At 68.5% G+C, this 20,762-nt stretch carries 21 protein-coding genes; 14 read left to right on the plus strand and 7 right to left on the minus strand.

Features of this window, described 5'->3' with window-relative positions; genetic code table 11:
• The first annotated feature begins 18 nt into the window (after positions 1 to 18).
• Positions 19 to 1,386, plus strand: a complete 1,368-nt coding sequence (gene radA, locus ACIP5T_RS18285) for a DNA repair protein RadA (protein ID WP_400866713.1) — start codon at positions 19 to 21, stop codon at positions 1,384 to 1,386.
• Between the two features lie 654 nt (positions 1,387 to 2,040).
• Here the strand turns inward: radA and ACIP5T_RS18290 are convergent.
• The 4 genes from ACIP5T_RS18290 to ACIP5T_RS18305 form a co-directional block, all read right to left on the minus strand.
• Entirely contained in the window at positions 2,041 to 2,451 is a 411-nt protein-coding gene (locus tag ACIP5T_RS18290) for a dehydrogenase (protein WP_400866716.1), read from the minus strand.
• A 279-nt stretch (positions 2,452 to 2,730) separates the two neighbouring features.
• Complete coding sequence (locus ACIP5T_RS18295) at positions 2,731 to 3,390, minus strand: hypothetical protein (RefSeq protein WP_400866719.1); 660 nt, start codon at positions 3,388 to 3,390, stop codon at positions 2,731 to 2,733.
• A gap of 9 nt (positions 3,391 to 3,399) precedes the next feature.
• Positions 3,400 to 3,903, minus strand: a complete 504-nt coding sequence (locus ACIP5T_RS18300; RefSeq protein WP_400866722.1) for an amino-acid N-acetyltransferase — start codon at positions 3,901 to 3,903, stop codon at positions 3,400 to 3,402.
• Positions 3,904 to 4,025: 122 nt separating this feature from the next.
• Entirely contained in the window at positions 4,026 to 6,551 is a 2,526-nt protein-coding gene (locus tag ACIP5T_RS18305; RefSeq protein ID WP_400866725.1) for an ATP-dependent Clp protease ATP-binding subunit, read from the minus strand.
• A gap of 227 nt (positions 6,552 to 6,778) precedes the next feature.
• On the opposite strand from ACIP5T_RS18305, the gene ACIP5T_RS18310 reads away from it, so the two are divergent.
• Genes ACIP5T_RS18310 through ACIP5T_RS18320 form a run of 3 tightly spaced genes read left to right on the plus strand, consistent with a single transcriptional unit; the run spans position 6,779 to position 8,261 of the window.
• Positions 6,779 to 7,399 (plus strand): DUF2975 domain-containing protein, encoded by a 621-nt coding sequence (locus ACIP5T_RS18310; RefSeq protein WP_400866728.1) that lies wholly within the window; start codon positions 6,779 to 6,781, stop codon positions 7,397 to 7,399.
• Positions 7,399 to 8,034, plus strand: a complete 636-nt coding sequence (locus ACIP5T_RS18315; RefSeq protein ID WP_400866731.1) for a hypothetical protein — start codon at positions 7,399 to 7,401, stop codon at positions 8,032 to 8,034. The genes ACIP5T_RS18310 and ACIP5T_RS18315 overlap by 1 nt, the downstream gene beginning before the upstream one ends.
• A complete protein-coding gene (locus ACIP5T_RS18320) occupies positions 8,031 to 8,261 on the plus strand; it encodes a helix-turn-helix transcriptional regulator (protein WP_140038115.1) in 231 nt (76 codons plus the stop codon). Before ACIP5T_RS18315 ends, ACIP5T_RS18320 begins: the two co-directional genes overlap by 4 nt.
• A gap of 2 nt (positions 8,262 to 8,263) precedes the next feature.
• On the opposite strand, the gene ACIP5T_RS18325 is transcribed toward ACIP5T_RS18320, so the two are convergent.
• Complete coding sequence (locus ACIP5T_RS18325; protein ID WP_400866735.1) at positions 8,264 to 8,626, minus strand: YbjQ family protein; 363 nt, start codon at positions 8,624 to 8,626, stop codon at positions 8,264 to 8,266.
• Positions 8,627 to 8,733: 107 nt separating this feature from the next.
• Between ACIP5T_RS18325 and ACIP5T_RS18330 the strand changes: the two genes are divergently transcribed.
• Both ACIP5T_RS18330 and ACIP5T_RS18335 read left to right on the plus strand, forming a co-directional pair.
• Positions 8,734 to 9,072, plus strand: a complete 339-nt coding sequence (locus ACIP5T_RS18330) for a hypothetical protein (protein WP_400866737.1) — start codon at positions 8,734 to 8,736, stop codon at positions 9,070 to 9,072.
• A gap of 145 nt (positions 9,073 to 9,217) precedes the next feature.
• The gene (locus ACIP5T_RS18335; protein ID WP_400866740.1) at positions 9,218 to 10,645 is read left to right on the plus strand and encodes a dicarboxylate/amino acid:cation symporter; all 1,428 of its coding nucleotides are present in this window, start codon (positions 9,218 to 9,220) and stop codon (positions 10,643 to 10,645) included.
• 63 nt (positions 10,646 to 10,708) lie between these two features.
• On the opposite strand, the gene ACIP5T_RS18340 is transcribed toward ACIP5T_RS18335, so the two are convergent.
• On the minus strand, positions 10,709 to 12,439 hold the full coding sequence (locus ACIP5T_RS18340; protein ID WP_400866742.1) for a cation:proton antiporter: 1,731 nt from the start codon (positions 12,437 to 12,439) through the stop codon (positions 10,709 to 10,711).
• A gap of 50 nt (positions 12,440 to 12,489) precedes the next feature.
• Positions 12,490 to 12,774, minus strand: coding sequence for a MerR family transcriptional regulator (locus ACIP5T_RS18345; RefSeq protein ID WP_400866743.1), 285 nt, complete (start codon positions 12,772 to 12,774; stop codon positions 12,490 to 12,492).
• Positions 12,775 to 12,897: 123 nt separating this feature from the next.
• Between ACIP5T_RS18345 and ACIP5T_RS18350 the strand changes: the two genes are divergently transcribed.
• The 8 genes from ACIP5T_RS18350 to ACIP5T_RS18385 all read left to right on the plus strand — a co-directional run bounded on the left by ACIP5T_RS18350 (position 12,898) and on the right by ACIP5T_RS18385 (position 20,762).
• On the plus strand, positions 12,898 to 13,320 hold the full coding sequence (locus ACIP5T_RS18350) for an Hsp20/alpha crystallin family protein (protein ID WP_400866745.1): 423 nt from the start codon (positions 12,898 to 12,900) through the stop codon (positions 13,318 to 13,320).
• Between the two features lie 68 nt (positions 13,321 to 13,388).
• Positions 13,389 to 14,429, plus strand: coding sequence for an LLM class flavin-dependent oxidoreductase (locus ACIP5T_RS18355; RefSeq protein WP_400866747.1), 1,041 nt, complete (start codon positions 13,389 to 13,391; stop codon positions 14,427 to 14,429).
• 298 nt (positions 14,430 to 14,727) lie between these two features.
• Positions 14,728 to 15,630, plus strand: a complete 903-nt coding sequence (locus ACIP5T_RS18360; RefSeq protein ID WP_400866749.1) for a hypothetical protein — start codon at positions 14,728 to 14,730, stop codon at positions 15,628 to 15,630.
• 944 nt (positions 15,631 to 16,574) lie between these two features.
• A complete protein-coding gene (locus tag ACIP5T_RS18365) occupies positions 16,575 to 16,784 on the plus strand; it encodes a methyltransferase (protein ID WP_140038123.1) in 210 nt (69 codons plus the stop codon).
• 109 nt (positions 16,785 to 16,893) lie between these two features.
• Complete coding sequence (gene glp, locus ACIP5T_RS18370) at positions 16,894 to 18,126, plus strand: gephyrin-like molybdotransferase Glp (RefSeq protein ID WP_400866752.1); 1,233 nt, start codon at positions 16,894 to 16,896, stop codon at positions 18,124 to 18,126.
• Positions 18,123 to 18,965, plus strand: coding sequence for a molybdenum cofactor guanylyltransferase (locus ACIP5T_RS18375; RefSeq protein ID WP_400866754.1), 843 nt, complete (start codon positions 18,123 to 18,125; stop codon positions 18,963 to 18,965). The genes glp and ACIP5T_RS18375 overlap by 4 nt, the downstream gene beginning before the upstream one ends.
• Positions 18,962 to 19,243, plus strand: a complete 282-nt coding sequence (locus ACIP5T_RS18380; RefSeq protein ID WP_400866757.1) for a DUF6457 domain-containing protein — start codon at positions 18,962 to 18,964, stop codon at positions 19,241 to 19,243. Before ACIP5T_RS18375 ends, ACIP5T_RS18380 begins: the two co-directional genes overlap by 4 nt.
• Before the next feature lie 127 nt (positions 19,244 to 19,370).
• Positions 19,371 to 20,762, plus strand: a complete 1,392-nt coding sequence (locus ACIP5T_RS18385; protein ID WP_400866760.1) for an MFS transporter — start codon at positions 19,371 to 19,373, stop codon at positions 20,760 to 20,762.

The raw sequence follows: 20,762 nt of genomic DNA on the forward strand, positions 1-20,762 counted from the left end.
CGGCGATAGCCTGGCTGCATGGCCACCCGAAAACCCGCCCCTCCCGCGTACGTCTGCACCGAATGCGGGTGGACGACGGCCAAGTGGGTGGGTCGGTGCGCCGAGTGCCAGCAGTGGGGCACCGTGCAGGAGCAGGGCGCGCAGACCGGCATCCTGAGCCGCATCACCCCGCTCGCACCGACCGCGGCGAAGGCCGCCCGCCCGATCACCCAGATCACCACCGAAGACGCTCCCCGTCGCACCAGCGGTGTCGGCGAGTTCGACCGGGTGCTCGGCGGGGGCATCGTGCCCGGTGCGGCGATCCTGCTCAGCGGCGAACCGGGCGTCGGCAAGTCGACGCTGCTGCTCGAGGTCGCAGCCCAGGCGGCTCGTTCGGGGCGTCGCGTGCTCTACGCGAGCGCCGAGGAGTCTCCCGCCCAGGTGCGCCTGCGCGCTGAGCGCACCGGCGCCCTGCACGACGAGCTCTACCTGGCGAGCGAGACCGATCTCGCGACGATCCTCGGGCACATCGACGAGGTGGCCCCGCAGCTCGTCATCGTCGACTCGGTGCAGACCGTGTCCTCGTCGCTCATCGACGGGGCGGCGGGTCAGCCGAGCCAGGTGCGCGAGGTGGCGGCGACGCTGATCCGCATCGCGAAAGACCGCGGACTGCCCATCATCCTCGTCGGCCACGTCACGAAAGACGGCACCGTCGCCGGCCCCCGTGTGCTCGAACACCTGGTCGATGTCGTCTGCCACTTCGAGGGCGATCGACAGACCTCGCTGCGCTTCATCCGTGCGCTGAAGAACCGCTTCGGACCCACTGACGAGGTCGGATGCTTCGAGATGACGGGTGCGGGCATCTCCGAGGTTCCCGACCCCTCTGGCCTGTTCCTCTCGCAGGGAGCCACGGAGCCCGGCACCTGCGTGGCCATCTCACTCGAAGGCCGCCGCGCTCTCCCCGTCGAGGTGCAGGCGCTCACCATCAACACGACGGCGCCGAATCCCCGTCGTGTCGTGCACGGGCTCGACTCCTCGCGCGTGGCGATGGTGCTGGCGATCCTCGAGCGACGAGCCGGCATCAAGACGAGCACGCTCGACGTCTACGTGTCGACCGTCGGAGGGGTGCGCTTCACCGAACCGGCTGCGGATCTGGCGATCGCGATCGCCGTGGCGGGGTCCATCCAGCAGATCTCGGTGCCTCGCACGGTCGCCGCCGTCGGCGAGCTCAGCCTGGCGGGCGAGATCCGCCCCGTCACGCAGTCGGCGCAGCGCCGGTCAGAGGCCGCGCGACTCGGCTACGACCAGGTGGTCGACGACCGCTCGAAGACCCTCCGCGCGGCACTCAACGACGTGCGCGCGAGGAACACGACCCGCCGCAGCGAAGCCGATATCCCCCCGTTCTGAGCCCGCGGCGATGAGCGCCCGTCCCGCGCTCAGCCGGGTCGAGCACAGCCGACTCGGGCCACTTCCGCACCCCACCGCACCGTCAAGCGGGGCCACTTCCGCACCGCACCGCACCGCACCGCACCGCACCGCACCGTCAAGCGGGGCCACTTCCGCACCCGAAACGGCCGATCCGGATGCGAAACTGACCCCGCACCGAGCGCGCACTCACCCCGCACCGTCAAGCGGGGTCACTTCCGCACCGCACCGTCAAGCGGGGTCACTTCCGCACCGCACCGTCAAGCGGGGTCACTTCCGCACCGCACCGTCAAGCGGGGTCACTTCCGCACCCGAAACGGGCGATCCGGATGCGAAACTGACCCCGCATCGGCCACGCAGCGATTCCGCATCGTCTCCGCAACCCGATCGGGGTCGAGAACGCGCCCGAACACTCGCGTCCGGTGCGCTTTCAACCCCGCACCGAGCGCGCACTCACCCCGCACCGTCAAGCACGGCCACTTCCGCACCGCACCGTCAAGCGGGGCCACTTCCGCACCCGAAACGGGCGATCCGGATGCGAAACTGACCCCGCACAGATCATCGGATGCGAAAGTGACCCCGCACGGGCCGTGGCACCCGCGCCGGTCGCGTGAGCAAGCGAGCTCGCGCCGCTACTCAGGCGTCGAGCGCTTTGAGCAGTTCCTCCGGCGAGGCCTGCATCGGATGCGGGCCCGCGATGTCGAGGAAGACGGTCGTGATCGGGTGTGCGGCGAGAAACTTGCGCAACCAGTCCGCGGTGTAGATCCCCACCCCCGGGGGCAGGTTCGCCGGCTTGTTCTTGGCATCGCTGAAGAGCAGCAGCGCCAGATCGCCCGAGTTCGGGTCGCGATAGGTCCAGACCTCGCCGCTGTCGAGAGGGTTGTCGCGGGCGCCGGGCTTCACGAGCGGCACGACCGTGGTGCCGTGGCGCAGTGCGAGAGCGACCGCGGCGATGTCCTGCTTCTCCAACGCCTGGGCGAGGGCATCCGACCGGAAATCCTCGGGTGCGGGCTTGCTCTTCGCGGATTTCGACTTCTTCGCTGCCATGCATCCAGCATATTCAGCGGATGCCGCAGCGCGGTCCGAAACCGAGCCGGGAGAAGAAAGGGGCCCTCTCGAGTCATCCATTGGGGACTGGGGTACTCGAGAGGGCCCTCGGACCCTCGGGCGGCATGTCGAAGCGCTGGGGACGCTGTGTTCGACGCCACTGGGGATGGCATGCGCCGCAATTCTGCGAGGGTCACCCCAATGGTATCCCAAAGAATGAGCAGTGTCACCCGAAACTGAGTGCAGGACTGTATTCGAGACCTTTGGCTAGTTTTTGCCTCAGTACAGGAGGATCTGCTTCGTCGTCGTGCCTTTGAAGCCACCGATCTCGACAGCGACGTGGTACGAGGCTCCACCCCCGGGCGCGCGCGGACGATTCTCGTCTGCGCAGGTCTCGACGCTCGAGCGCGTGCGGTCCCACGTGACCGGCACCTTGCTCGTCACGGTCGCGCCGGCGGTGAGCGTGGCGACCATGCTGCTCGGGTTCTCCTGGCAGTCGGTCGACGTCCACCAGACATCGGTGCCGCTCGACACCGTCATCCGCTGAGTCGTCGACCCCACGTCGATCGCGCAGTCGGCCGACCCGCGGTTCGTCAGCGAGATCGACAGCTGCGGCAGCACCCCGGGATCGTACGAATCGGCATCCGTCACGGCCGCCACCTCGACGTCCTTGGCCTCGCACGCGACGATCCCCGGACTCTCCTCCGCCGACGCCTCGGGCGAGGGCGACTCGGCGGCGGGCGACTCGGGCGCCGTGGGGTCGGGTGACGATGATTCCGACGCCGATGCACTCGGTGTCGGCGTCGCCTCGGCAGCATTCGCCCACGGGCGCGCCACGAGCAGCCAGACCGCGACTCCGATGACCGCAGCGACCAGGATCCCCGCGACGAGGATCACCAAGCGCCGGCGACGATACACGGCGGCGGAGTGACGGGGCATTAGTTCAGGTTAGTTGAGGCGCTTCAGCATCCTGGTGTTGCCGAGCGTGTTCGGCTTGACGTGGGCGAGATCGAGGAACTCCTCGACACCTGCGTCACCGCTGCGCAGCAGCTGCGAATACACATCGGGGTCGACGACCTGTTCGCCGATGATCGAATACCCGCGCCGGCCGAAGAACTCGACCTCGAAGGTCAGGCAGAACAGTCGACTGAGGCCGAGCTCGCGCGCGTGCTCCTCGAGCGCACCCACGATCGCGCCACCCACTCCATGGTGCAGCCAGTCCGCGCGGACCATGAGAGTGCGCACCTCGCCGAGGTCCTCCCAGAACACGTGCAGAGCACCGCATCCGATCAGCTCGCCGTCTGCTTCGGCGACGACGAACTCCTGCACCGCGCCGTAGAGCACCGCGAGATCCTTGCCGAGCAGGATGCGCTGCTCGACCATCGGCTGCAGAAGATTCCGGATGCCGATGATGTCGGCGCTGCGCGCCGGCCGGACGATGTACTCGCTCACGCATCAAGCCTAGAACCCGTCACCTCCTGAGACCCTGAGCGGGCCCGGAATGCCGGAGTGCTGGAGTCCCCGGACACGCAGAAGGGGCGGATGCCGCAGCATCCGCCCCTTCTGTGATCAGGTCACTCCCCGCTGGCGACCGCCAGGTCGGGGGTGCCGGAGATCGCTCCGCCGGTGTTGACGCCGATCGCGACCTTCTCGCCGCGGGGACCGTGCTCGAAGAGGAACTCGCCGTCCTTCGAGTCGACCTTCACGTGGTCGCCCGGGTTGAGCTCGCCGTGCAGGATCTTCTCGGACAGACGGTCCTCGACCTCGTGCTGCATCGCGCGACGCAGCGGACGGGCACCGAGTGCCGGGTCGAACCCGATCTCGATGAGACGCTCCTTGGCGGCCTGCGAGAGCTCGATCGTCATGTCGCGGTCGAGCAGACGCTCGCCCAGACGCTTCGTGAACAGATCGACGATCTGCACGAGCTCGTCCTTCGACAGCTGCGGGAACACGATGATGTCGTCGACACGGTTGAGGAACTCGGGCTTGAAGTTGCGCTTCAGCTCCTCGTTGACCTTGCCCTTCATCCGGTCGTAGTTCGTCGAGTTGACGCCCTCGATCTGGAATCCGACAGGACCACCGGCGATGTCACGAGCACCGAGGTTGGTGGTCATGATGATGACGGTGTTCTTGAAGTCGATCACGCGGCCCTGACCATCGGTCAGTCGACCCTCTTCGAGGATCTGCAGCAGCGAGTTGAAGATGTCCGGGTGCGCCTTCTCGATCTCGTCGAACAGCACGACGCTGAACGGCTTGCGGCGCACCTTCTCGGTGAGCTGGCCGCCCTCTTCGAATCCGACGAATCCGGGAGGGGCGCCGAACAGACGCGAGACGGTGTGCTTCTCACCGAACTCGCTCATGTCGAGCGAGATGAGAGCAGCTTCGTCGTCGAACAGGAACTCGGCGAGCGCCTTGGCGAGCTCGGTCTTTCCGACACCGGTGGGGCCGGCGAAGATGAACGAGCCCGAGGGACGCTTCGGGTCCTTGAGACCGGCACGCTGACGACGGATCGTCTTGGAGAGCGCCGCGATGGCCTCTTCCTGACCGATGACGCGCTGGTGAAGTGCCTTCTCCATGAAGACGAGTCGCGAGGACTCCTCTTCCGTCAGCTTGAAGACCGGGATGCCGGTGGCCTGTGCGAGCACCTCGGCGATCAGGCCCTCGTCGACGACCGCAGCGGTCGCGACGTCACCCGAACGCCACTGCTTCTCGAGGCGAAGGCGCTCGGCGAGGAGGCTCTTCTCCTCGTCGCGCAGCGATGCGGCCTTCTCGAAGTCCTGGTCCTCGGACGCCACTTCCTTCTGCTCGCGGACCTTGGCGATCTTCTCGTCGAATTCGCGCAGCTCGGGCGGGCTCGACAGGATGCTGAGGCGCAGGCGTGCGCCGGCCTCGTCGATCAGGTCGATGGCCTTGTCGGGCAGGAACCGGTCGGACACGTAGCGGTCGGCGAGGTTCGATGCCGCGACGATCGCGCCGTCGGTGATCTGCACCTTGTGGTGCGCCTCGTACCGGTCGCGGAGTCCCTTGAGGATGTTGATCGTGTGAGGGAGGCTCGGCTCGTTCACCTGGATCGACTGGAAGCGGCGCTCGAGAGCGGCATCCTTCTCGAAGTGCTTGCGGTACTCGTCGAGCGTGGTGGCGCCGATGGTCTGGAGCTCGCCACGAGCGAGGAGCGGCTTGAGGATGCTGGCCGCGTCGATCGCGCCCTCGGCTGCGCCCGCACCCACGAGGGTGTGGATCTCGTCGATGAAGACGATGATGTCGCCGCGCGTGCGGATCTCCTTCGTGACCTTCTTCAGACGCTCTTCGAAGTCACCGCGGTAGCGGGAACCGGCGATGAGCGAGCCAAGGTCGAGCGAGTAGAGCTGCTTGTCCTTGAGCGTCTCGGGCACATCGCCCTTGACGATCGCCTGCGCGAGGCCCTCGACGACGGCGGTCTTGCCGACGCCGGGCTCACCGATCAGAACGGGGTTGTTCTTGGAGCGGCGAGACAGGATCTGCATGACCCGCTCGATCTCCTTCTCGCGCCCGATGACCGGGTCGAGCTTGTTGTCGCGTGCGGCCTGCGTCAGGTTGCGGCCGAACTGGTCGAGCACCTGCGAGCCGCCCTGGGCGCTCGGGGTGTCGTTCGACTGCGCGCCGACGGCTGCCGGCTCGCGTCCGGGTGCACCGGACAGGAGCTGGATGACCTGCTGGCGGACCTTGTTCAGGTCAGCGCCGAGCTTCACGAGGACCTGGGCTGCGACACCCTCGCCCTCGCGGATGAGACCGAGCAGGATGTGCTCGGTGCCGATGTAGTTGTGGCCGAGCTGCAGAGCCTCGCGGAGGCTGAGCTCGAGCACCTTCTTGGCGCGCGGCGTGAACGGGATGTGACCGGTGGGCTGCTGCTGGCCCTGACCGATGATGTCCTGCACCTGCTCGCGGACGGCGTCAAGGGAGATACCGAGGCTTTCGAGCGCCTTGGCTGCGACACCCTCACCCTCGTGGATGAGGCCGAGCAGGATGTGCTCAGTGCCGATGTAGTTGTGGTTGAGCATCTTCGCCTCTTCTTGGGCGAGGACGACCACTCGACGGGCTCGGTCCGTGAATCTCTCGAACATGCTGTGACTCCTTATTCGCACGGGGCGAAGCGCTGAGTCCTCGACGGGTCTCCGCGCCTGTACATCGAGAGTAACCACCGTGCGGATGCTGTATGCCCGTGTTCGCCGTCGGCATAGCGCCGTGACCGCCGGTGACGGCGCTCTCGCGCCGTGAGGGTTGACCAACTTATCGACAGTCGTTATGTTAACGATTATCGGTAATAACGACTCTCGATAAGGAGTGGATGATGACCTCGACGAAGAACCGCACGATCTCCCGCGGCGACCGCGGAGCTCTGGTCGGCTTCTGCATCTCGGGCGCTCTGATCGCCGCCTACATCACCGTGTTCTCGGTCATGCGGATCATCGAGCTCGCCCGGGGCGTCGATGTGCCGGTGCTGGTCGAGTTCATCAGCTCGAAGACGCCTGTCGACCTGCCGCTGAGCACTGGCACCAGCATCCCCGTCGGCGTCGACAGTGCCGTGATCACCGCGCCTCAGCTGCCGGCGATCGCCGCGGTGCCGGGCATCATCGGCCAAGTGGCGCAGATCCTCACGATCGTCATCGTGATCGGATGCCTGATCCTGCTGGCGCGGAGCGTGCTGACCGACCGGGTGTTCAGCCGACGCAACACCGCGCTCGTCGCGACAGCCGGTATCGCAGGGCTCGTCGGCTTCGCCGCTGTGCGCTTCTTCGACAACATGCTCGCGAACGCCACGGTGGCACGGATCGCCGACAACGGCGTCGACAACGCGGTGATGAGCGTCGAGCCGTTCACCTTCATCCTCGGAGCATTCGTCATCGCGCTCATCGGCACGGTCTTCTCCATCGGCGATCGCCTGCAGCGCGAAACGGAAGGACTCGTCTGATGAGCACCCCCACCGCGACCCGTTCGCAGACCGCCGATGCGATCACCGTGATCCTGTTCGGCGCCGCCGCTCTGGTGGTGACCGCGATCAGCACTGTCCTCCGCGTGCTCGGAACGTTCCGAGACCAGGGCATCGCGTGGTCCATCCCCATCGACGAGCAGCCGATCGACGCGACTGTCGGCTCAGGAGCCGCGTCGGTCGAGGGGATCGCTCAACAGGCGATGGTGTTCGCCACCGGAGTCGACGCCGCCTCGACCGCAGCGATCATCGGCTCTCTCGTCCTCTGGGCGCTCGCCCCGCTGATCGTCATCGTCGCCGTGATGCTCGTCGCCTGGAACTTCCTCCGCGGACGCTTCTTCGTGAAGGGCAACGCGCGGGCCTTCGACGCGATCGGCTGGACCCTCGTGCTCGCCCCGATGTTCATCGTGCTGCTCGAGAAGCTGGGACTCAACGGGGTGTCCGCTGCGGTGGGCCTCGGCTCCGGCGAGCCGGTGCATCCGATCGAGTTCTGGTCGATCGTCCCGATCTTCGCGACCGGCGTCGCGGTGGGACTCATCGCCGCCGCGTTCCGTCAGGGCATCCGCCTGCAGCGCACGAACGCGGCCCTCGAGGACGAGACTCGGGGTCTCGTATGAGCCCGGCCGAGAACGACGACGAGCTCACCGGCATCCACTGCCGCCTCGACGAGCTGCTCGCGGAGCGCGGGATGACGCTGACCGAGCTGAGCGCACGCGTCGGCGTCAGCATCGTGAACCTGTCAGTGCTGAAAAACGACAGGGCTCGGGCGATCAGGTACTCGACGCTGCGCGCGATCTGCGACGCCCTCGGATGCGAGGTCGGCGACCTGCTGGTGCTGGCGTAGCGTCAGGCCTGCGGCGGGTGCGGAGGCTGCGGCGGCTGGGCCACGGGTGCGAGGGGCTCGACGACCACGGCGGTGCCGTAGGCGCAGATCTCGGTGAAGTTCTGGATCGACCCTGCGTCGAAGCGCATCGCGACGATCGCATTGCCGCCGCGCTGCTGCGCCTCGGCCCACATGCGGCCCATCACGACCTGCCGCGCTTCGTACATGACTTGCGTGTACTCCGGGATCTCTCCACCGCCGAGCGAGCGGAACCCGGCCGCGAAGCCCTGCCCGAAGTCGGTCGACCGCACCGTCAGGCCCATGACCTCGCCCAGCACCTGCGTGATGCGGTAGCCGGGGATGTCGTTCGTCGTCACCATGAACATGAGGCCATCGTGGCAGAACGTCGTGATCGCGGCCAGGATGCATCACGAACACCATGCCCAGCGCAACCCCTTCTATGGATTCGCTGTGGGTCGATAGCGTCGACGGCATGACGCTCAACGACCGGAACCTGCGCACACCCTCTCGCATTCTCATGGCTCTTCCCATCGCCGCACTGGCCTTCTCACTCGCCGCCTGCGGTGGCACGTCCCGTCCGGCGGTCGACGATGTCGCAGACGGCATTCAGAAGGTCTACGAGGACCAGGGCCTCGGCGATGCCGTGACGGACGATGTCGCGACCTGCTTCGCCGAGGCTCTCGTCGACTCCGACCTGAGCAACGAGACCCTCACCTACATCGCCAACGGCGAGGACAAGCAGTCCAGTGAGGAGGACAAGGCTCTGACCACTCAGATCCTGACGGACAACCTCGAGAAGTGCGCGGCCTGACCTGCGCCACTCCGACGATCGAAGGATGACGGATGCTGCGGCATCCGTCATCCTTCGTCATCTCGGCCTCGGGCTTCGCGCGTGACTCGTAGCGTGGACGGATAGCGCGCACACGGCGCGCACCGATTCTGGAGTCCCCGATCCAATGAGCACCACCGCCCGCCCCACGAAGGCGCCAGACACCCGCGGTCCCGTCCGGAAGCTGCTGACCTCGTTCGGCTTCCAGATCCTCGCGGCCCTCGTCCTCGGCATCGCCGCGGGCCTGATCGCACGCCAGCTGGGCGCCACCGCCGACAGCCCCAACGGCCTCTCCGCCACGCTCGACACGATCGGCAGCTCGTACGTGACGCTGCTGCGCGCCGCCGTCGTGCCGCTGATCTTCACCGCGATCGTCGCCAGCATCTCGAACCTGCGCCGCGTGCAGAATGCCGCGCGTCTCGCCGGTCAGACCCTGCTGTGGTTCGCGATCACGGCATTCATCGCCGTGATCATCGGCATCACGCTCGGCCTGGTCATCCAGCCGGGCAACCGGGCCGGCGAGGGCCTCGAGCCCAGCGACCCGTACACGGTCGGGACGTGGTGGAACTTCCTGCTGGGTCTGATCCCGCAGAACTTCCTGGGCCTGAGCGTCAGCACCAACCCGGGTGCCACCGACGGCACGTTCACCTCGAGCGTCAACTTCAACATCCTGCAGGTCATCGTGATCGCGGTCGCCGTCGGCATCGCGGCGCTCAAGGCCGGCAAGAAGGCCGAGCCCTTCCTCGCCTTCACCGAGTCGCTGCTCAAGGTCATCCAGCGCGTGCTGTGGTGGATCATCCGCATCGCGCCGCTCGGAACCTTCGGCCTGATCGGTGCCGCAGTCGTCGAGTACGGCTGGGAGAAGCTCGCCTCGCTCGGCTGGTTCGCGATCGCCGTCTACGTCGGCCTCGCCCTGGTGCTGTTCGTCGTCTACCCGGTGCTGGTGAAGACGCACGGTCTCTCGATCAAGCAGTACTTCTCCGGCGTGTGGCCGGCCGTGCAGCTGGCCTTCGTCAGCCGCTCGTCGATCGGCACGCTGCCCCTCACCGAGCGCGTCACCGAGCGCAACCTCGGTGTGCCCCGCTCGTACGCCTCGTTCGCCGTGCCGTTCGGTGCGACCACGAAGATGGACGGCTGCGCCGCGATCTACCCGGCCATCGCCGCGATCTTCGTCGCGCAGTTCTTCGGCATCGAACTCAACCTCGTGCAGTACCTGCTGATCGTCGTCGTCTCGGTCGTCGGCTCGGCGGCCACGGCCGGCACCACCGGGGCGACCGTCATGCTCACGCTGACGCTGTCGACCCTGGGCCTGCCGCTCGAAGGCGTCGGACTGCTGCTCGCGATCGACCCGATCCTCGACATGGGCCGCACGGCGGTGAACGTCGCGGGCCAGGCGCTCGTGCCCACCATCGTCGCCAAGCGCGAGGGCATCCTCGACGAGGAGCTCTACAACGCGCCGCGTGAGGGTCTGCCGTTCGCCGACGACTCCGGTGACGACGACGCCCCCGAGACGGATGCCGCAGCATCCGAGAAGGAGCCGGTCGGCACCCGCTGACTTTTCGTCACGCAGATCGAGCGCCTCGCCCCGTCCGGGGGCGGGGCGCTCGTCTGTCTCCCGTTACGCGCGGCCCTGCAGACGGGTGGCGGCGCGGGTGTCGAGGGCGAGCTCCTCGGCATCCATCGCGGCCATCAGCTCGCGCATGACCTCCTCGTCGAGGTTGCCGGCGTCCCGTTCTGCGAGCAGGATGTCGCGACGCACCTGCAACCATCCGCGGGTGAGCGCTGCGAGGTCCTCGTATGACGGTCGCGTCACCGCCTCCTCGACCTCCTGCGCCTCGTCTGCGGCCTTCTCGACCCGTGTCATGCGCTTCGTGAACGCGTCGAAGACGCCGATGTCGACGCTTCCGTACTTGTCGACCCACTCCACGCGCTTCTCGGCGAGGAACGCCTTGCCCGCCTCTCGGCTCTTGGCTTTGACATCAGCGATCGCGCGCTCGTCCTCGTCGTCGTCGACATCGCTGGCGATGCCGAGACCGCGGATCAGCAACGGCAGAGTCAGGCCCTGCAGCAGCAGTGTGCCGAGGGTGACGACGTAGGCGACGACCACGATCGCGTGCGACGGCTCAGTGTCGAGGGCCGCGAGGTCGGCCGCGGCGAGCGCGGTCGCCAGCGTCACCACGCCGCGCATGCCCGCCCACGAGATGACGGCGTTGTCCTTCCAGGTCAGCTGCAGGCCCGCCATGCGATCGCGCACGATCTTTGACCGCAGCTCCTCGGTGCTGTACTGCTTCCAGCGTTTCGAGTCGCGGCGGCGTTCGTCGAAGGCTCCGGATTCGACCGTGCGATCCCAGCGTTCCAACCGCTTGCGGTCTTGGAAGTTCGCCCACCCGTTCGCCGGGTACACGTAGAGCGGACGCACGATCAGCACGACGAGAAGCACGACCCCCGACAGCATCAGGATGCGACCGACCTCTTCGCCGCCGAGGTCACTGAGCACACGCGGGAACTGCAGACCGATGTACGCGAACACGAAGCTCTCGAGCAGCAGGTCCGCCGACAGCCACAGCGGTGTCTCCTGCTGACGCGTCGTGTAGTCGGTGCGAGGCGAGTTGTATCCGACATACAGGCCCATCGCGACGACCGCGAGCACGCCGGAGCCGAGCAGGTGCTCGGCGATCGCGTACGCGCCGAACGGGGCGAGCAGGCCGAAGGTGCCGATCACGACCGCGTCGCTGATGCGCATGCGCAGCTGGTGCAGCACGATGCCGAAGACGAGACCGACCGCGACGCCCACTCCGACGGCGAGCAGAAACTGCCCGATGCCGTCCCAGACGGTGAGCGTGGCCCCCGCGATGATCGCCGCGAAGACGCGATAGAGGGTCAGTGAGGTCGCGTCGTTGATGAGACTCTCACCCGAGAGCACTGTCATGATGCGGCGTGGAAGCCCGAGCTTGCGGCCGATCGCCGCGGCCGAGACGGCGTCGGGCGGTGCGACGATGGCGCCGAGCAGCAGGGCTCCCGGCAGGGTCAGCGAGGGCAGGATCCACCACGCCACGAGTCCGACCGCCACCGCGGTGAGCAGCACGAGGGTGACGCCGAGCCGGCGGATCTGCGGCAGGCTGCGCTTGAAGCCCACGAACGACACGTCGAGCGCCGCCGAATACAGCAGCGGCGGCAGCACGAGGTTCAGCAGCAGGTGCCCGTCGATCTCGACCTCGGGCACGAAGGGCAGGAAGGATGCCGCGAGCGCGACGACCGTGACGAGAAGCGGTGCCGGCCAGCCGCGCCATCGGGCGATCGCCGCCACGACCACAGCACCGACGAGCACGTAGAAGATCTCGGCATCCATGCCTTTAAAGTACTGCCCTCCCGCGTCGCCGCCGGGCGAGTCCGGCGGAGTCAGTCCCGGCCGTCGGCCAGTTCGTCGCGGAGACCGGCGTTCTCGTCTTCCAGGTCGAGAACGCGACGGATGCCGACGATGTTGATCCCCTCGACACGCAGCCCCGTCACACGACGGATGCGTGCGAGATCGTCGTCGCTGTATCGGCGCGTGCCGCCGTCGCTGCGCGCAGGGCGGACCAGGCCCTTCGCCTCGAAGAGCCGCAGACTCGCTTCGGGGACGCCGCTGAGCTGAGCGGCGACGGCGATGCCGTAGACCGGCAGGCTCGGGTCGCGATCGCTCATCGAGAATCCCCTTTCATGACACTTGCATTGAATCTGAATCTGTTCTATAAAAAATCTACAGCAACAGATGCAGATAATCTGCATCGCAGATAGCCCATCAGGGCCACACGAAAGGAGACACTCATGGCCATGTCCTTCGATCCGTTCAGTCAGCTCGACCGCTTCGCTGCGAGCGTGCTGGACTCCGTCCGCGCACCGCGTCTCATGCCGGTGGACCTCTTCCGCGACGGCGACCGGTACGTTCTGCACGCCGACCTCCCCGGCATCGATCCGGGCTCCATCGACGTCGATCTCGACGGCGGCCAGCTCACCATCCGCGCGCAGCGCACCGCTGACAGCCGCGAAGGCGTCCGCTGGCTGGCACGCGAGCGCGGAGCAGGCTCGTTCCTCCGTCAGTTCTCCCTCGGCGACGGAGTCGACCTCGACGCGATCAGCGCCTCGTACGAGAGCGGCGTGCTGTCGGTGATCATTCCGGTCAGCGAGAAGGCGAAGCCGCGCAAGATCGAGGTCGAGTCGAGCGACAACCGGCAGTCGATCGCCGCCTGACGACCGACGCACGACCGCTGTGGGGGCGGGCGGGAATGCCCCGCCCGCCCCCACCGTTGCATTCGGGGATGACTTCCACCGCGCTCTCCGTCCTCGACCTCGTCCCGGTTCGCACCGGCCAGACCAGTGCCGAGGCGATCTCCTCCTCCCTCGACCTCGCCGCGACCGCCGACCGCCTCGGCTACCGCCGCTACTGGTTCGCCGAGCACCACAACATGCCGGCCGTCGCATCCACCACTCCCCCGGTGCTGATCGCAGCCGCCGCGATGCGCACGACGAAGATCCGACTGGGGTCCGGTGGCGTCATGCTGCCGAACCATGCGCCACTCATCGTCGCCGAGCAGTTCGCCGCCCTCGAGGCCATCGCTCCCGGCCGCATCGACCTCGGCCTCGGCCGCGCACCCGGCAGCGACCCGGTCATCACGCAGCTGCTGCGCGGATCGGGCACGACGAGCGACGTCGAGCAGTTCCCCCGAAACGTGCAGGACATCGCCGCACTCCTCTCGGGCGACGGCGCCACCGTGCGCTTCACCTCGGGCGGCGAGTACACAGTGCACGCGACGCCTTCCGCCACCGGGAGCCCCGAGGTGTGGCTGCTCGGATCGAGCGACTACTCGGCGCAGCTCGCGGCATCGCACGGCCTGCCCTACGTCTTCGCGAACCACTTCTCGGGTCAGGGGCTCGAACGGGCACTCGACCTGTATCGCACGGGCTACCAGCCGAGCGAGGAGCACCCCGAGCCGCGGACATTCCTGACGGTCAACGTCGTCGCCGCGCCGACGCAGGAGGAGGCCGAGGCGCGAGCCCTGCCGCAGCTGCGCATGATGTCGCGACTGCGCCTGAACAAGCCGCTCATCGCTCTCGAGACGGTCGAAGAGGCGCTCGCGGCAGAGTCGGATGCTGCGACCGACCAGGTCGTGGAGGCCGCCCGTTCGCGGTGGTTCGTCGGCACGGGAGAGTCGGTCGCCGCCGAGCTGCGCGAGTTCGCCGCGAAGTACGGCGTCGACGAGGTCATGCTGTCGCCGGTCGCCGGGGCCTACGAGTCCGAGCCGCGCGACGCAGCCGCCGGTCGCGCGCAGACGCTCGAGCTCATCGCCGCCGCGCTCTAGGCGCCGTTCGTAGGCGCTGATCCGGAGGGGTCAGTGCCGCATCCCACCTCCAGGCGAGGCCACTTCCGCACCCGAACTCGCGGCGGGGTCACTTTCGCACCCCAAAAGCGATTCTGGGATGCGGAAGTGACCCCGCCCGTGGCGGCGGATGCAGAAGTGGCCCCGCTTGCGGCGGAGGAACGCGCCTCGGATGCTGTCCACAGGCGCGACTTGTCCACAATTCTCGGGATCCCGGCAATCACAAGGCCCGAGCAAGGGGTCACTCACCGATCGTGAGGGAATGCGCCATCGAATACTCTTGCCCGACGAACTCGGCCGCCATTTCACCGTGACGCAGGCCGCGGCCGTGGGTATCGGTCGGGGCCGGGCCGGTGCCCGCGATCTCGACCGCCCTTTCCGCGGGGTGCGTTCGGTCGCGAGGGCGGAGACACCACTTGATCGCGTCACCGCCCTCGTGCCCCGCCTGCACCGCGGTCAGCTCATCGGCGGGGAGACGGCCATGCGGGTGTGGGGGTATCCGCACCCCGGCAGCTGGAGCGTCGAGGCGCCGATCGTCGTGGTCGTGGCGACGGGTTCGGCGCGCGTCCGCCGCCGCGGCGTCACCGGCCGGCGCCTGGCAGAGGGGAGAACCCATCCATGGCGAATCGGCGGAATTCCGGTCATCGATCCGGTCGCGGCTCTGTTCATGTGCGCCGCGACGCTGACCGTCGATCAGGTGGTCATCGCCCTCGACGCGCTGATCAGCACGGCCGACAACTATCCCGGGCTGCGTCCGGGGCGACCGTCGCTCACGGTGACCGACATAGAGATGCGTCTGCAGGTCTGGGGCCGCTTCCCCGGATCTCGACGAATCCGTGATGCGCTGACCCGCGCACGCGAGGGAGCGGAATCGCCGAAGGAGACGGAGACCAGGATGCTCATCGTTGCAGCAGGTCTTCCCGAGCCGGTCGTGCAGTACGAGATCCACGAGAACGGCCTTCTCCTCGCGCGGAGCGACATGGCCTATCCCTCGCTCAGGATCGCGATCGAGTACGAGGGCGACGGACACCGCACGAGCCGCGATCAGTGGCGGCGCGACATCCAGCGGCAGCGCGAGCTCGAAGATCGCGGATGGATCGTCATCCGTGTGACGCAGCTCGACCTGGCCGACACTCGACCGCTGATGGACCGCATCCGTCGCGCGATGGCATCCCGCCGCTGACTCTCGCCTTCCCTTCTCCCTCCTCCTCCTCCCCCCGCCTCTGCCCCCCAGCCGTGGCGCTTCTGCACCCGGACCCTCCAACCGGGGCCACTTCCGCACCCGAATCCCCAAGCGGGGCCACTTCCGCACCCGACCCTCCAGGCGAGGCCACTTCCGCACCCGACCCTCCAGGCGAGGCCACTTCCGCACCCGAAACGCCCCGTTGCCGTGCTGAACTGGCCCCGCACGGGCACGGCAAGCGCACTCCCGGAGGCCGCGAACCCGCCGACCCACCACGGCGCATCTACGGCTCCAGGCGAGGCCACTTCCGCACCCGAAACGCCAGGCGGGGCCACTTCCGCACCCGACCCTCCAGGCGGGGCCACTTCCGCACCCGAAACGCCCCGTTGCGGTGCGAAACTGGCCCCGCACGGGCACGGCAAGCGCACTCCCGGATGCCGCGAACCCGCCGGCTCCCCACGCCGTGTCTACGACTCCAGCCGGGGCAACTTCCACCCCAGCCGGGGCGACTTCGGCACCCGACCTTCCAGGCGGGGCCACTTCCGCACCCGACCCTCCAGCCGGGGCCACTTCGGCACCCGAAACGCCCCGTTGCGGTGCGAAACTGGCCCCGCACGGGCACGCCAAGCGCACTCCCGGATGCCGCGAACCCGCCGACCCACCACGGCGCATCTACGACTCCAGGCGGGGCCACTCCCGCACCCGAAACGCCAGGCGGGGCCACTTCCGCACCCGAAACGCCCCGTTGCGGTGCGGAACTGGCCCCGAAACGCCCCGTTGCGGAGCGGAACTGGCCCCGCACGGCGAACGCGGAGCGGAACTGGCCCGCCCCAGGGCGCGCGGTACGAAACTAGCCCGCACGGGCGCGGTGCGGGACCCGCGACAAGGGCTGGTATTCCGGTGCGGCGGGGCGTAGCGTCAGCGGCAACGGAAGGGGTTCGATGATGAGCACGACCAAGACCCTGGCCCTCTGGGTGGCTTACGGCACGAACGGCGTCGTCGGCAGCATCCGACACGATGACGAGGGCTACACGGTTGTCATGGCCGGATCGGATGCCGCGACGGGCACGTATCCGAACCTGGAATCGGCCAAGGGAGCGCTGCACTCGCACATGCTGCCAGGCAGCGGCTGGCCGATGTTCCGCGAGCACTGATTTTCGAGCGGGGAAACAAGGGGTAGAGGGGCGTCACGGTCGCGGGGGCAGCCCCGCGACCGTCGTACGCTGACTGCATGCCCCTCACCACCCGACCACTCCTCCGGCCATGCTGAGTGTCGAGGAGCAGTCGGCGAAGGTGCTGTCCGCCGCGCGCCCGCTCGAGGCGGAGGCGGTGCCGATCGCCCAGGCAGCAGGTCGCACCCTGGCCGCCGACGTGCACGCCCGTGTCGACGTGCCGCTCTTCGACAACTCCGCGATGGACGGGTACGCCGTCATCTTCACCGACGTCGAGGGCGCGACGGCAGAGCATCCGATGGAACTGCACGTGATCGCCGACCTCCCCGCAGGTTCGACCGCAGAGCCCGAGCTGCGCGCGGGGTTCGCTGCCCGGATCATGACCGGCGCTCCCGTGCCGCGCACGGCGACCGCCGTCGTGCCTTTCGAACACACCCGCGACGGACTCCAGGCCTGGGATGCTCCCGCAATCGTCACCCGAGCTCCGGCCCGAGCGGGCGCGAACATCCGTCGGCATGGTGAAGAGCTGCACGCCGGTGCAGTCGTCGCGCCGGCGGGCACGGTGCTCGGGGCGCTCCAGCTGACGGGCATCGCGGCCGCCGGCATCGACACCGTGCAGGTGCGTCGTCGCCCTCGGGCCGCCGTGATCTCGACGGGCACCGAGCTCGCCGCCCCCGGCGCAGACCTCGCCCGCGGGCAGATCCCCGAGTCGAACTCGGTGCTGCTCGCGTCGATGTGCGCCGAGGCGGGCGCCGAGGTCATCTCGGTCGACACGGTGGCCGACGAGGATGCCGCTTTCACGGCCCTTCTGCAACGCGCGCTGCGCGCCGGCCGCGCCGATGTCGTGGTCACCTCCGGAGGCGTCAGCGCCGGAGCCCACGAGGTCGTGAAGAACGTGCTCCGCGATCGCATCGAGTTCGTGGCCGTGGCCATGCAGCCGGGTCGACCACAGGCGTTCGGACGCATCGACGACGCCCTCGTCTTCGGCCTCCCCGGCAACCCCGCCAGCGTCGCCGCGTCGTTCGAGGCCTTCGTGCGCCCGGCGCTTCTCGCACTCCAGGGGCGCGAAGCGGTGCGGCGGCCGACGCTCCGCGTCGCCGTCACCACCGGCTGGCGCAGCCCGGCCGGGCGACAGCAGTACGTGCCCGTCACGCTCGACCGCTCCGACCCGGTCGCCTGGACGGCGCGCCCTGCTGCGGCCGATGGATCTTCCGGGGCTCATCTCGCCGCGGGACTCGCCCGAGCGGATGCTTACGCCGTCGTGCCGGCCGAGGTATCTGCCGTCGCCGCGGGCGATCTCATCGATGTGATGCTGCTCTCGTGACCACGGCATCCCCGGCAGAACCGGCAACCCCGGCAGGCGCGACACCCGCGGCAACCCCCGCAAACACTGCAAGCGCGGCATCCCCCGCACCCCCGGGCAACACGACAACCCCGGCACCCCCGGCCACGGAGGCAACGGAGGCAACCCCGGCAACCCCGGCGACCCCGGCGACCCCGGCGATCATCCTGGCAGGCGGGCGAGGATCTCGACTCGACGGCGCCGCCAAACCGCTGCTGGAGATCGACGGCCGCACGCTGCTCGATCGCGCCGTCGCGGCCGTCGCGGGCTGCGATCCGATCATCGTCGTCGGGCCGCAGGCGCCGGTGAACGGCGTGGTCGTCTGGACTCGCGAGACTCCGGAGTTCGGCGGACCGGTCGCCGGAATCGCCGCAGGACTGGCCGCCAGCACCGCCGCCAGCACCAGCTCCAGCACCGACACCAGCACCAGCACCAGCACCAGCACCAGCACGGAGGTGTACGTCCTCGCCGCCGATCTGCCGAACGCCGAAGAGGCGGTCGCGCTGCTGCGACAGCATCCGCCCCTCGCCAGCGGCGAAGACGGCATCTGTCTGACCGACGAGTCCGGGCGGATGCAGTGGCTGATCGGCCGTTACCGCACCGACGCACTGCGCGCGGCCGTCTCCGCCCTGCCCGACTCCGGTCGAGACGCCTCCATCCGCTCCCTGCTCGCGGGCCTCGCCATCACCTCGCTGTCGGCAGGAGACCTGGCGACAGATGTCGACACATGGGACGATCTGGAACGTGCCCGCGCGACCACGCAGGCGCGCGCCAGTGCCGGCAACCCCCGCAGCAGCGCACTCGACGAGGAGACGACATGACTGACAAGCCGCAGCACCTTCCGGTCGAGGCCTTGGACGACTGGGCCACCGCCGCCTGCGCGGCCCTCGGGATCGACCGGGAGTCGGTCGACATCGCCCTGCTGCTCGATCTCGCCCGCGACGTCGCGCACGGCGTCGCGCGCCCCGCCGCCCCGCTCAGCGCCTACCTCGCCGGCCTCGCCGCGGGTCGAGCCGGCGGCAGCCGCGAAGACACCGCTGCGGCGGTCGCGACGATCACCGAGCTCGCCGCGACCTGGCGCGTCGACGACGATTCCTGAAGTTCTCTCATCGCCGACCACCCCGATGTGATCGAGAAGTAATCGTCCGGAAACCGCACTCGTGCGGCCCTGCAACATCTGCCGCCTACGTTCAGAGCATTCATCCTCTCGAACGCCAGGAGCCGCGATGTCACAGATCACCGGAACAAGCAGCGTCGACGCCGCCGCAGTCACGCTCACCCATCGACCCGGACGCTGGATCGACGGGTGGAACCCCGAGGATCCGACGTTCTGGGCCGCCGAGGGCAAGGCGATCGCCCGTCGGAATCTCGGCTGGTCGATCTTCGCCGAGTTCCTCGGGTTCATCATCTGGCAGCTGTGGAGCATCGTCGTCGTGCTGCTCCCCGCCGCCGGCTTCACGCTGAGCACCACCGAGTCGTTCTGGCTGATCTCGCTGCCGAGCCTCGTCGGCGCGACCCTGCGGTTCCCCTACACGTTCCTCGTCGCTCGCTTCGGCGGACGCAACTGGACCATCGTCTCGGCGCTGCTGCTGCTGATCCCGTCCGTCCTGCTCGGCGTCGTCGTGCAGAACCCCGAGACGCCGTTCGGGGTGCTGCTCGCGGTGGCCGCTCTCGCCGGCTTCGGCGGCGGCAACTTCGCCAGCTCCATGGCGAACATCACCTACTTCTTCCCGCAGAAGGAGAAGGGCTGGGCGCTCGGACTCAACGCCGCGGGCGGCAACCTCGGCACCTCGGTCGCGCAGCTCGCGGTGCCGATCGTCGTCTCGATGACAGCCGCCTTCACGTTCAACCTCTCGCTCGCCGGGTGGATGTGGGTGCCGCTGATCCTCGTGGCCGTCTGGGGCGCGTGGCGCCACATGGACAACCTCTCGTCGGCCAAGGCCGACTTCGCCGGGGCCGCCGCGGCTCTGCGCGAACCGCACCTGTGGGTGCTCTCGCTGCTCTACATCGGCACGTTCGGATCGTTCATCGGCTTCGCGAGCGTCTTCCCGAAGCTCATCGCCGACACGTTCCCCGAGTTCTCGACCTTCCAGATCGGCAGCGCCTCGATCACCCTCGCCTTCCTCGGCGCGCTGGTCGGGTCACTCGCCCGCCCCTACGGCGGCAAGCTCGCCGACCGGTTCGGCGGTGCTCCGATGACGATCGCGGCCTTCTCGCTCATGATCGTCGGCGCCCTCTCGCTGCTCGTCACCCTCGAGGCGAACAGCTTCGCGCTCTTCCTCGGGTGCTTCCTGCTGCTGTTCGTCGCGGCGGGCGTCGGCAACGGTGCGACCTACCGGATGATCCCGAACGTCTTCGCCGCCCGGGGCGCCGCGACCGCGGGCGATGCGCTCGCGGTCAGCACCCAGCGCAAGGGTGCGGCCGCCCTCGGCCTGATCTCGGCGATCGGCGCCTACGGCGGGTTCGTGATCCCGCAGGTGCTCGCTGCCGCCAAGAGCGGCACCGGATCGTACGCCCCGGCGTTCGGCGGCTTCGTCGCCGCCTACGTGGTGCTGCTCCTGATCACGGTCTTCGTCTATCTGATCCCCCGCGCCTCCCTCGCCGGACACCGGATCTGA

Origin of the sequence: Microbacterium sp. NPDC088619, from assembly GCF_044752825.1 — a bacterium.
Classification (GTDB): Bacteria; Actinomycetota; Actinomycetes; order Actinomycetales; family Microbacteriaceae; genus Microbacterium.